Annotated in this window: 14 protein-coding genes and 3 pseudogenes; 12 read left to right on the top strand and 5 right to left on the bottom strand. The window is 67.5% G+C overall.

The window, feature by feature from the left end:
- Window positions 1-997: 997 nt before the first annotated feature.
- The 5 genes and pseudogenes from AWW66_RS29140 to AWW66_RS35750 form a co-directional block, all read right to left on the bottom strand.
- Window positions 998-1,480 carry a hypothetical protein gene (locus AWW66_RS29140; protein WP_067373056.1) on the bottom strand — a complete coding sequence of 161 codons (483 nt, stop codon included), beginning with the start codon at window positions 1,478-1,480 and terminating at the stop codon, window positions 998-1,000.
- Window positions 1,481-1,613: 133 nt separating this feature from the next.
- Window positions 1,614-1,823 (bottom strand): hypothetical protein, encoded by a 210-nt coding sequence (locus AWW66_RS36585; protein ID WP_245648534.1) that lies wholly within the window; start codon window positions 1,821-1,823, stop codon window positions 1,614-1,616.
- A 207-nt stretch (window positions 1,824-2,030) separates the two neighbouring features.
- Window positions 2,031-2,372: pseudogene (locus AWW66_RS36580) on the bottom strand (glycosyltransferase family 2 protein); the annotation flags it as partial.
- The gene (locus AWW66_RS33140) at window positions 2,357-2,938 is read right to left on the bottom strand and encodes a UTRA domain-containing protein (RefSeq protein WP_237073457.1); all 582 of its coding nucleotides are present in this window, start codon (window positions 2,936-2,938) and stop codon (window positions 2,357-2,359) included. The pseudogene AWW66_RS36580 and the gene AWW66_RS33140, both read right to left, overlap by 16 nt.
- A 30-nt stretch (window positions 2,939-2,968) precedes the next feature.
- Window positions 2,969-3,220: pseudogene (locus AWW66_RS35750) on the bottom strand (winged helix-turn-helix domain-containing protein); the annotation flags it as partial.
- A gap of 143 nt (window positions 3,221-3,363) precedes the next feature.
- On the opposite strand from AWW66_RS35750, the gene AWW66_RS29135 reads away from it, so the two are divergent.
- From AWW66_RS29135 to AWW66_RS29080, 12 genes and pseudogenes are all read left to right on the top strand, one after another.
- A complete protein-coding gene (locus AWW66_RS29135) occupies window positions 3,364-3,762 on the top strand; it encodes a transcriptional regulator (RefSeq protein WP_067373053.1) in 399 nt (132 codons plus the stop codon).
- Window positions 3,763-3,893: 131 nt separating this feature from the next.
- Window positions 3,894-4,055: a hypothetical protein gene (locus AWW66_RS34065; RefSeq protein ID WP_157528102.1), complete on the top strand. Its 162-nt coding sequence runs from the start codon at window positions 3,894-3,896 to the stop codon at window positions 4,053-4,055.
- Window positions 4,056-4,314: 259 nt separating this feature from the next.
- The gene (locus AWW66_RS29120) at window positions 4,315-5,976 is read left to right on the top strand and encodes an FtsK/SpoIIIE domain-containing protein (RefSeq protein WP_011265188.1); all 1,662 of its coding nucleotides are present in this window, start codon (window positions 4,315-4,317) and stop codon (window positions 5,974-5,976) included.
- A complete protein-coding gene (locus AWW66_RS29115; RefSeq protein WP_011265189.1) occupies window positions 5,973-6,278 on the top strand; it encodes a hypothetical protein in 306 nt (101 codons plus the stop codon). Before AWW66_RS29120 ends, AWW66_RS29115 begins: the two co-directional genes overlap by 4 nt.
- Before the next feature lie 28 nt (window positions 6,279-6,306).
- Window positions 6,307-6,495 (top strand): hypothetical protein, encoded by a 189-nt coding sequence (locus tag AWW66_RS29110; RefSeq protein WP_011265190.1) that lies wholly within the window; start codon window positions 6,307-6,309, stop codon window positions 6,493-6,495.
- Window positions 6,492-6,758, top strand: coding sequence for a hypothetical protein (locus tag AWW66_RS29105; protein WP_067373059.1), 267 nt, complete (start codon window positions 6,492-6,494; stop codon window positions 6,756-6,758). Before AWW66_RS29110 ends, AWW66_RS29105 begins: the two co-directional genes overlap by 4 nt.
- Before the next feature lie 58 nt (window positions 6,759-6,816).
- A pseudogene (locus AWW66_RS35745) lies at window positions 6,817-7,508 on the top strand (DUF2637 domain-containing protein); the annotation flags it as partial.
- A complete protein-coding gene (locus AWW66_RS34060; protein WP_157528099.1) occupies window positions 7,509-7,670 on the top strand; it encodes a hypothetical protein in 162 nt (53 codons plus the stop codon).
- A gap of 3 nt (window positions 7,671-7,673) precedes the next feature.
- Entirely contained in the window at window positions 7,674-7,913 is a 240-nt protein-coding gene (locus tag AWW66_RS29095; protein ID WP_011265194.1) for a hypothetical protein, read from the top strand.
- An 88-nt stretch (window positions 7,914-8,001) separates the two neighbouring features.
- Window positions 8,002-9,750 (top strand): replication initiator, encoded by a 1,749-nt coding sequence (locus AWW66_RS29090; protein WP_011265195.1) that lies wholly within the window; start codon window positions 8,002-8,004, stop codon window positions 9,748-9,750.
- Window positions 9,750-9,959: an excisionase family DNA-binding protein gene (locus tag AWW66_RS29085; protein ID WP_011265196.1), complete on the top strand. Its 210-nt coding sequence runs from the start codon at window positions 9,750-9,752 to the stop codon at window positions 9,957-9,959. Before AWW66_RS29090 ends, AWW66_RS29085 begins: the two co-directional genes overlap by 1 nt.
- A complete protein-coding gene (locus AWW66_RS29080; RefSeq protein WP_011265197.1) occupies window positions 9,959-11,092 on the top strand; it encodes a tyrosine-type recombinase/integrase in 1,134 nt (377 codons plus the stop codon). The genes AWW66_RS29085 and AWW66_RS29080 overlap by 1 nt, the downstream gene beginning before the upstream one ends.
- The last annotated feature ends 117 nt before the right edge of the window (window positions 11,093-11,209 follow it).

The following is an 11,209-nucleotide window of genomic DNA, read 5'->3' as shown; positions in this document are numbered from 1 at the left end:
CATAGCCTTTCGCCGGGCTACCAAGGTCCCCACCAGCGGAAACGCCGGTGGGGATCTTCTTGTATGCCCTCTTGGCGCATCGATCGGCGTTGCCCGTGGTTGGCCGTCCTTGACCGCTCATTGCCGCCGGCTATCGCACGTAGATCGCACGCCCTCCCCCTCTGCTGCCATCCCGTCTGCCGCCGACCCACACACCGTGGAGCGGATCAGGGCCAGGGTGACAAGGTGGAGCACCCCACTGTCTGAACGACCTTGGCACCCTGGCCCTGATCTGCTCGGCTTGCCTGGGTCGGTGGTAGACGGGATGGCAGCTCCCAACCACCCACCCACCGCAACCGTTCGGCAACTCCATCCCGGAGTCGTCTGGCCCCCGCCGGAGGCACATCTCTAACCCCGCCCCCTTCCCTACCCCTTGTCCCCTCCACCACCCTCGCCCCTCTCCTCCCTGGGGCCTCAGCGGCTTCGTACGAACCGTTCGGCAACTCGTCCTGCCCGTCGGTAGCCCTCGGCCTCTGTGGGGCCTCTGGAACGTCGAGAACGGGTGAAGACGTGTCCGCATGGCCCTGGTCAGTCCGGGACTCGTCACCGGGTACCTTCACGGACCCAGGGGTGACGCGCGGGGCGGGGCGTGGTTTGCGGGCCGGCTGACTTTCCGCCCCGGCCGCCGTAGGCGGCCGGGGCGGCGGCTCCGTAGGAGCCGGTTGCCGCGCCCCGGCCCGCGCCGCGCGGAGCGCCTTGATCTAGTACAGGCCAATTCGGCAACAGATCACAGGAAGCGCTCCGAGTCGGCCTAGCCAGCACGAACACAACACCCACCCCGGCCGCCGCCGTCCGGTCGCCTCGGGAGTGTCCGCCATGCCTTCACGGGGCAATGACGGTCGGCTGCCCAAGTCGCTCCGCACGTGCCGCCTGTCAACCTTCACCAACTATCGGCCCCGCGGTTTCCTGCCGGCTCTGCTGCTTGGGCCTCTACCTCTCGCCGCTCACGTCCTGGTCCTCATCGCCGACACACGTCCGCCCGGACGTGCACCCCACACCACGTCGGCAACTCGACAGACCACACCCGCCAACCGCCGCTGTCCTTGCGTAGCTCCCACCGCCACGGATGAGCACTGCCCGCCAGGAATACGCCTTCGTCCCACCACACGCCCCGCACGTGCTCTACCACCGTCGCCCGGTCGTCGCCCTGGTGCTCGATGACGCTGGCCCCTGTGGCTTCAAGCTTCGACGGAGGGCGCCGGGATCGGGCCATCTCATCGCGATAGCCGTGCCACTGGCGGCGCAGCTCGTCGTGTCGTCCCTCGGCCAGCACGCGAGATAGCCCGATGTCGTCACCAGCGCTCAGCTTCAAAAGCCACACCGTGGCCGCTGCCTCTGGCGCGGCTTCACCCCGCTCGGCCTCCAGCTGCATCCGAACAGCCCAACCAGCGGGCACAGCAACAAGGCCGGCGCAGACGATCGCGGCGAGCGCCAGAAGCACCCAGGGCCATCGTCGCGCCGGCCTACTTGGTTGTCGTACCCGGTGCGGTCGCCAACCTTGTAGGTCCTCCCCGATGATCACTGCCTGACCATACGAGAGGGATCGAGGTTGGCAAGAATCAGATCCAGTCGGGCTAACCGAAGAGTTCTAGAAGTGCTTTCGCGCGACCCGCAACGATGCTGTTCCGGTGGTCGCGTGCCTCCTGTTCAAGAAACGCAGCCTGCATGGTGGTCTGTCCCGGCCATTTCCGATAAAGCAGACCGGGTTCGCCGATGAAATAGCCCTCACTGAGAACGTTGGCCGCTAGCAGCAGGCCGGTATCCTCCGACGCGGGAAGCGCCATCCACCCACCCAGGGCAAGAAGTAGTTGGCGACGAATGCACAAGGTTGCAGGATGAACGGGCAGTCGGTGCCCCTTGTTTAACCAGTGATCTACTACCTGATTCTTTTGGATAGGTCCATCGGGCGGGTCCTGATGTTCCCAAGAGATTACGGACCCATCAGGGAGGAGATCCAAGACACGCGACGTTGTCCACCCGACTTCGGGGCTTTGCTCTAGCCGGTTGATGTCTCTTGCGAGCGTTCCCGGCATTAACTGGTCATCCGCGTCGAGAACTTTTACCAGCTCTCCGGTAGCCCTTCCCAACGCGACGGTCCTGGCAACGCCTGGCCCGCCCGATCGGCCTGACCCGAAACTGATCCTGGGATCACTGGGCAAGTGCTGCTTCAGCTCGCCGTCTTGTCCATCTTCCTGGACAAGCCACTCCCAGCCCCACCCCTGCGGCATCTCCTGGGCTACGAGCGACTCGTAGACATCACCGAGGAATGATGCAGACGACCTATGCACGGGAGTAATGACACTCACCTTGTGCGCTGTCACTTCTTCTCCCATGGGTGGAGTTTGATGCCGTAAACAAGCTCCGTTCTATCCGCCGGGTATACCGCATCGGCCACCTCGACAACCTTCCCGTCCACACCCGTTGAAATCTTCCGGATGGACAGAATCCAATCGCCCGGTTCCGTCCGCAGGATTTCTACTTCACTCGGCGTGGGCGGTCTAGCGATTACGTGATCTGAAACGTGGTCTACCTCGACGCCGATTGTGGAAAGCTGGTGATGCGTACCCCCCGGCCATGGTTCGTTCTTGTCGTCAAGAAGTGCGGGGTTTTTGGCGACCGCGTCATATATCAGATACGACACGGACATGCTCAATGGCGCATCTTCGGTTTTCGCGCTTGTCCAATACATTCGACGCAACAGCTTAGTGCCTGCCTGCACCTTGAAAGTCGCCGCAATTTCTTCACTGGCATCAACTGTCGAGTACTCCGCATGGAATTGCAGTTGATGAACCTCTAGGCCGGTGTCGTATTCAGTCCCGCCCTTTTGTCGTCGCATCTCTTCCGGCTGATGGACACGATCCTTCTCCCACTGGTATCGCTCGATGTTGCGCCGCGTCACTCGCACCTTTGGGGCTCGGACGAATGTGCCCCGCCCCTGCTCGGCCCGAACTAGCCCCCATTCCCGTAGCTCCCGGAGGGCGTTTCGGACGCTCGTACGAGACATGCCGGTCCGGGCCGCAAGTTCGGGCTCACTAGGAAGCGGGGAGCCGGCGGGCAGCTCTCCGTTGACGATCCTGTCGCGTAGCTCCTCGGCTAGCTGGACGTATCGAGGTCGCCAGTCACGTTCGGTCACATCGGCCACGCTACCCCCTGGCTGTCTCCATGTCTGCCATCCCAACATGTGGGCAGATCAATGAGGTTGTTGACTTGTCTGCCAAGTCCCGCCTACGGTCTTCCTCATCGAACTTGGCAGACATGCCAACAAGTATCCCTCACCGGTCGCGGTGAGACCACAGGCACCAAAGGTGCAAGGAGGCAAGAGCAATGGCTCTTCGTGGTGGTACTCGGTTCACGGTTCCGTTCGAGGCTGTCTTTCCGCACGGCGCGGTGTTCGTGCCGGACTCGATCGCGGAGGCGCAGGACTTCAACGAGGCGACCCGGCAGCGGACGCCGAGCAAGGACAAGGTGACCGGTGAGCGGGTGTGGCAGTGCCGGGTGATGGACATGGACCCCGAGTTGGGCTCGCGGTCGCGTGAGGTGTCGATCAAGATCCTGTCGAACGTGCAGCCGGTCCCGCCGGTGGGTCCGTTCCAGCAGGTGGAGTTCGAGAACCTGACCGTCACGCCCTACGTCGGCTCCAACGGCCGGCTCGCCTACTCGTTCCGGGCCACCGGGATCGTCGCGCCGAAGACCCTGACCGAGACGCGCGGGAAGGCCTCCTGATGGGTCTGTTCAGTGGGGGCAAGAAGAAGCCCAAGGACGTGGACGCGCCGAGGTCGTGCTTCGAGACTCCGCCTCCGGGCGGGACGGCTCACCAGCGTCGGGTAGCGGCTTTCCGGCGGGAGCACGAGTTGATGAACGCGATCAGCAAGCGTGGTCGTGAGCTGCGGTTGGACCCCGACAAGATCGTTGACGCTCAGCTTGCGGCTCAGGAGGAGTTGCGGCGTCGGGGGATGGCCCCGGAGCAGCTTCCGCCGGGCGACCCGGTCGACGACTTCATCCGGTACGGCATCTGAGGTCATGTGGCGCGGGGCGGTCTCGGCCCTAGGAAAGCTCGACCGCCCCGCTGCCCCCTCCAACCTTCTCGGCCTGAAAGGGCAGGTTCATCATGCCAACTTCCCTGGACTGGCGACGCGACGGGAGCGCCGGAGACCCGGTCCCGTGCGTTCTCTGCGGTAAGCCGGCAATCTGCCGGAGCCCGGCGGGCAAGCCGGTGCACAAGGTCTGCGCTGAGGCGTGGATCGACCAGCGCAACGCCGACAAGGCGGTGTCGTGATGCGCGCTCCGCTGGTCAACTTCCGTCGCCTTCAGGTCGCCGCCCCGTGGCCCCTGGTCTGGACGGTCACGTTCTTCATCCTGCTCGCCCGGCTCGTGGTCCTCCTCGTGGGCATCGCTGTCACGGCGGTGCGGCACTGGCGGGCTTGGCCGGCTGTCGCCCTGGTCCTGCTCGCCGTCGACGTGCACCGCTCGCACGGCTGGTGGCCCCACGTCCTGGTCCTTATCGTCGTCGCCGCCTCGGCTGGCATGTGGTGGTGGCGGTCTCGGGAGTCCTTCGAACGCCTGGTGGTGCTGCGAGGGCTGTCGTGGTGGCGGCGGCTGTGGGTGTATCGGCGTCAGTGGCACGAGGTCATGTCGCTGTGTGGGCTGGTGAAGAAGTACGACGGTGGCGAGAAGCTGCCCGAGCTGCTGTCGGTGCGCTGCTCGTACGCCACGGATGAAGTCGTGCTGCGGATGCCTCGGGGGCAGAACCCGGAGGCGTACCACAAGGCGGCCCGGGATCTGGCGTACTCGTTCGGTACCCGGCACTGCCGCGTCTTCTCCGGCCGCCGCCAGGCACCCCCGGCCCGCTCCGGCTCCCTCGCCTGGATCCTGCGCCGCGTCGACGCGATTCGGTTCCGCGACCGGCCCCGGCAGGTGTGGTTGGTGCTGATCCGCCGCGACCCGCTCACCCGCATCGTCAAGCCCCTGCCGGTGCCGGCACGCCCGGACTTCACCGCCCTCCCCCTCGGCACGCGGGAAGACCTGGCCGTGTACTGCCTGCGTCTACTCGCCACGCACGTGCTGATCGGTGGTGCGACGCGGATGGGCAAGGGCTCGGTCATCTGGTCCCTGCTCCGGGCTCTCGCCGCCGGCATCCGCTCGGGTCTGGTGCGGGTGTGGGCCATCGACCCGAAGGGCGGGATGGAGCTGTCGATCGGTCGGCCGCTGTTCTCCCGCTATGTCGATGACGACTGGACCCGCATGGCCGACATGCTCGATGACGCCGTCACGAGGATGCGGGCTCGTCAGCGGGTGCTGCGGGGCAAGGTGCGGGTGCACACCCCGACCGTCGATGAACCGCTGATTGTCATCGTCATTGACGAGCTGGCGACCCTGCTGGCGTTCCTGCCTGACAGCGACATTCGTAGCCGCATCGCTCAGTCACTGGGGATGCTGCTCTCCCAGGGTGCCGGCCTCGGCGTCCTGGTCGTCGCCGCCACCCAGGACCCCCGCAAGGAAGTCGTCTCCGTCCGCGACTTCTTCCCGACCCGCATCGCCCTCGGCCTGACCGAACGCGGCCACGTCGATCTGCTCCTTGGCGACGGTGCCCGCGACCGGGGAGCACTGGCCGACCAAATCCCACTGTCGGCCAAGGGCGTCGCGTACGTCCTGCTTGACGGTCAGCCCGAACCGGCGCGGGTCCGCTTCTCCTACATCAGCGACGACGTGATCCGGGAGATGGCCGCGACCTTCCCCGCTCCTGCCGAGGTCCAACCCGAACCGGTCAACACCCCGACCCCGACCCCGGCCCCGGCTGCGGTCAAGGCCCGGTCGAACGGCAACGGGCGGCACACCTACCGGCCCACCGCGCCGAAGCAGGCCGCTCCGCTGCTGCCGTCGTCGCTGCTTCACGCCCTGGACCTCGACGCCACCCCGAACGGAGGCGATCCCCGATGACCACCGAACTGCCCGAGAGCACCCCGGCCCGGATGCCCTACGCCGACGAACCCGACACCACGGAGGAACCGCGCCGCTTCTACCGGCTACGTGCTCCCCACGTCGACAAAGCCTCGGTGCCGGTCACCGTCCGCGTCACCCCCGACGCCGATCTCTACGTCGCCGTTGGTGCCGGCCGCCGCCGCATGTACCTCACCCCCTCCGAGGCGTGGGCGCTGTGGCGCTGCCTCTCCGAAGCGGTCGCCTCGACGGGTGAGCCGCCGGAGTGGATCCGCGTGCACGTCACCCCCACCCACCGCTGACCTTCCCCGCCTGCTTGGAGAACTCGTGATGCGTACCCATCGACTGACCCGACGCCCGATCCGCCGTCTCTGCCTCGACCTGGCCCACACCGACCCCGACCAGACCTGCCCCTACTGCACCCCCGACAACGACGCCGCCGCGATCCTCACGGCCGCTCTGCGGCAGCACGCCGAGATCGCCGCCGAGGACGCCGAAGCGTGGGGGTGGGCGGCATGACCTACCAACTGTGGTCTTGGCTCCTGATGGCCGTGGGCGTCACCGGCCTGTGGCTGGCCGGAAAGCGCTCGTGGACCGGCTGGGCTGTCGGCCTCGCCGCCCAGGTGCTCTGGCTCGCGTACTCCCTCGTGACCGAGCAGTGGGGCTTCCTCGTCTCCTGCTTTGTCTACGGCGCGGTCTACATCCGCAACCTGCGGGCCTGGCTGCGTCCCGCCCCGCCCGTCACGACCGCATCGGAGGTGACTGCTCGTGTCGACCACTGAGCCGGGCACCTTCACGGAGCAGTTCGCCACCGAGTACGCCCGCAACGCCGTGCCGGCCATGCTCAAGGCAATCAACTCGATCAAGCGGTACAACCGGTTCGTCCTGCTCGGCGCGCTGCTGACCAGCTACCTGCACCAAGCCCACTACCTGTGGACCCAGGGCGCTGGTTTCTTCGCCTACCTCGTGCCTCTGATCTTCGACGCCGCGATGGTGTCCATGCTGACCGTCGTCCGCACCTCCGGCATCGCTCGTGATGCCAAGCGGGGAGCGTTGGTCGTGTTCGCCGCCGCCGCCATGTTGTCGGCCACCATCAACTTCGCGTCCCCCGGCAGCCTCGGCCTACGTCTGGTCTTCGCCCTGGTCGTCGTCCTCGTCATCGGCGTCGAACTCGTCGCCGGACGCATCCGACCCGACTTCGCCGCCATCGAAGCCGAAGCAGCCGCCCTCCTCACCGCTGCCCGCGACCTGGCCGCGAAGAACCAGCGGACCAGCGAACCCACCGACACCCCGGCTACGGACCCGGACCCGGACCCGGTCAAGGCAACCGCCCCGGGGCCTGCGCCTGAGTCCGTCGACCCGGACCCGATCGACCTGCCCATCGACCCGGCACCTGTCTACGTCCCACCGGCACCCGTAATCGTCCCGGCCCCGGCCCGGCCGGCCCCGACCCGGCTGGTGTCCACCACCGTCCAGCAGCCCGCCACCATCCCCGCCCGGATGAACGGGCAGATCGTCTCGGGAGTGATCCGATGAACTGCTACACCACCCAGGGGCGTAAGTCCTCCTACGTCTACCAGGTCGGCAGCGACTTCGTGGGCTTCTGCACCGGCTGCGGGTGGACCGTCACCAAACTCGGCCACGCCCCGGCCCTGATGGCGGCCAGCGACCACGCACAGAACTGCTGGGCCTGACCGATGACCACTAACACGGGCAACCGCCTGATCCGCCGTCTGTACGAGCGCGCCACCGGCCGCCCCTGGCTGACCGTCCGCAGCGTCACCGACGAGTTCGGCCCGACCCCCGGTGCCCGCTACGCCGATCTCCTCGACCAGTACACCGACGCCGAACTCCTGGCCTTCGGTGATCTCATCCTCGCCGCCTGCATCGCCGCCGACCACAACCCCGACCCGGTCCCGGACCCGGCGACCCGCTGACCCCGCCCCCGGTTGGCCCACCGCCCTCACCCCGGAGCGGTGGGCCAGCCACCCCCATCCCTCGCACACGTCCTGGAGGTGAACCACCGTGATCGCCCCGACCCTGCCCGGCCTCACCCCCGACACCACCCCCGCCGAACCGACCTCGGCCGGGGCTGCCCCGCCGGCGGCTGGCTCCCGTGCCGCACGCCTCGCCCTGCCGATGTCCCGGCAGGTGTTGAAGGAGATGGCCGCTGAGTATGGCGTGTGCCTGCGCCCGGTCACCCTGCGCCGGACTGACCTGAGCACCGGTCAGACCGAAGTGATCGACCTGCCGTGTGGCACCACGCGGGAAGACAAGTGCTCCCCGTGCGCGAAGCGTGCCCGCCGGCTGCGTCAGACCCAGATCCGCGAGGGCTGGCACCGCACCGACGAACCCAATCCTTTCGCCCCCTGGCCCGCCAGCGAGGAACAGCGCGACTTGGTCATGCTGCGGGCGCACCTGGAATTCGCCCGCGAGGAAGCACAGCGCTCCGCACAGTTCGACCAGGTGCCCGGCATCGATCAGGCCATCGCCGAGGTAGAGGAAGCCATCGCCGCCGAGGGCCTACGCGGACAGGTCGCCCCACCCCACGACGGGGAAGGCTCCGCAGGTGGCCGGCGCAAGCGGTCGACCAAACGGCGTCAGGACACCCCCGACCTGCCCCGTAAGAAGGTCGAGCCGCGCACCGTGGGACAGGTCTATACCGCCCCGGACGGCACCCAGCACCGGCCGTCCATGTGGCTGTCGCTCACCCTCGACTCCTACGGCCGCGTCCTGCCTGACGGCACGCCCGTCGACCCGGACAGCTACGACTACCGGCGGGCCGCCTGGGACGCCGTGCACTTCGCTCGGCTGCTCGATCGGTTCTGGCAGAACCTGCGCCGCTGCGTCGGCTGGAACGTCCAGTACGCCGGCTGCGTCGAGCCCCAACGACGCCTCGCCCCGCACGCCCACTTCGCCATCCGGGGCACCATCCCCCGCGCCGTGCTGCGGCAGGTCGCCGCCGCCACCTATCACCAGGTGTGGTGGCCGCCGGCTGATGAGCTGGTGTACTCGCTGGATCGGCTGCCGGTGTGGGACAACGACGCTGACGCCTGGGTTGACCCCGACACCCGCGAGCCGCTGACGACGTGGGCTGACGCCTTGGACCTGCTCGACGCCGACCCCGACGCGCAACCCGTACACGTCGTCCGCTTCGGCCGCCAAGTCCACGCCGAGGGCGTCACCCCCGGCACCGTGCACGCCGAACGGACCATCGGCTACATCACGAAGTACATCACCAAGAGCGCCGCCGACTGCCACAAGGCCGAGACGAACCGGCAGCGCAACCACCTGGAACGGCTCTGGCAACAGCTCCGCGTCACGCCGTGCAACGAGCGGTGCGCCAACTGGCTGCTTTACGGCGTCCAGCCGAAGAAGGCACACGGCCGCCTGCAAGCGGGGCGCTGCAAGGGAAAGGTCCACCAGCGGGCCACCCTCGGCATCGGTGGGCGCCGCATCCTCGTCTCGCGCGACTGGTCCGGAAAGACCCTCGCCGACCACCGCGCCGACGCCCGCGCCTGGGTCCGCCGGCTCCTGGGCGTCAGCACCGGGGCAGACGATGCCGACCCCGTCGACCAGGGCGACGCGCCCGTCTACGCCTGGGAAATGGCTCGGCCGGATGACCCCGACATCCCACCCCTGCAACACCGGATGCTTCGGGCACTGTCCCAACGCGCCCAATGGAAGGCCGCCCTACGCGCTGCCCAGGATCGAGCGGCGGCCAGCTCGTCAGACGTCTCGGCAGTCCCCTCGGACCGGAAGGAGTCGCGGTAGTGGAACGGCTATTGACGGTGGCTCAGGCCGCCGATCATCTCGGGACGACGGAGCGTTTCCCGCGTCGGCTGATCGCTGAGCGGCGAATCCGGTTCGTCAAGCTCGGCTCTCACGTCCGCATTCCCGAAAGCGCCTTGGCTGAGTTCATCGCTGCCGGCGTCGTGGAACCGGTGACCCTGTCATGGTCGGACGGGAAGGCGGTGGCCTGATGGGTAGTCGCCGCCAGTTCGGTTCGGTTCGCAAGCTGCCGTCGGGGCGTTTTCAGGCGTCGTTCCTTCCGCCTGGTGGTGGGCCTCGACAGAACGCGCCACACACGTTCAAGACGAAGACTGATGCTCATCGGTGGCTCACCCGCGTTGAGGCCGACATCTCGCGGGGTACCTGGTTGGATGACCGGGCGGCCGGTGAGACCTTCGGTAACTACGCACGGGCCATCCTGCGGGACAGCCCGAAGATCGGTGTCCGCTGGCGGGAGACCTGCGAACGGAACTTGAGGCTTCACCTGGTGCCGCTGGTCACGGTGCCCCTGCGGGAGGTGACGGCCAGCCGGGTCCGCGAATGGCACGCTGCTGCCCTACGGGGCTCCGGTGGCCGCACATCCATCTCTCAGTCGTACCGGTTCCTGCGGATGGTCATGAACACCGCTGTCCGTGAGGGCATCATCGCCCGGTCACCCTGCCAGATCCCCGGAGCGGGCACCGTCCGTGCTGCGGAACGGCCGGTTGCCACCCCGGCTCAGGTCGTCGCCCTGGTCGAGGCCATCAACCCGCGCTACCGGACGGCGGTCCTGATCGCGGCCTGGTGCGGCCTACGCCGGGGAGAGATCGCAGGACTCCGGGTCGCAGACGTGGACCTGACCGAACACACCATCACCGTCCGCAAAGCCAGGGTCGAACCGCTGCACGACAGGGGGAAGGCGTTTGACAAGGATCCCAAGTCCGAGGCGGGCAAGCGAACCATCGCCATCCCTCCCCACGTCGTACCCGTGATCCGCCTGCACCTCGACGAGTTCGCCGGGAAGGATCGCCTGTTCGTCAGCCGCGACGGATCACCCCTGCGCGGCGACACCCTGTACCAGGCGTTCGTACGCGCTCGGGGAAAGGTCGGACTCGACACCCTCACCTTCCACGACCTGCGGCACACCGGTCAGACCCTCGCCGCGCAGACCGGGGCGACCTTGGCCGACCTGATGAAGCGGCTCGGGCACTCGTCCATGGCTGCGGCTCGCCGGTACCTCCACGCCGTTGACGGTCGTGACCGGGAGATCGCCAAAGCCCTTTCCGAGCTGGCGGCGCACGGTGATGTCGCACGGCTGCCCCGGCACATCACGATGCGGAGTTAGTCGCACAGACGTTGCACGACGGGCACCGGCAAGCCCCTGACCTGGGAAAATGTTGGTGCCTGAAAATCGGAAGGTCGGCGGTTCGACCCCGCCCCTGGCCACATAGCCTTTCGCCGG

This window comes from Micromonospora rosaria (assembly GCF_001567585.1).
Lineage (GTDB): Bacteria > Actinomycetota > Actinomycetes > Mycobacteriales > Micromonosporaceae > Micromonospora > Micromonospora rosaria.
Note: the sequence above shows the minus strand (reverse complement) of the source record. Positions and strands in the feature narration are given on the sequence as shown.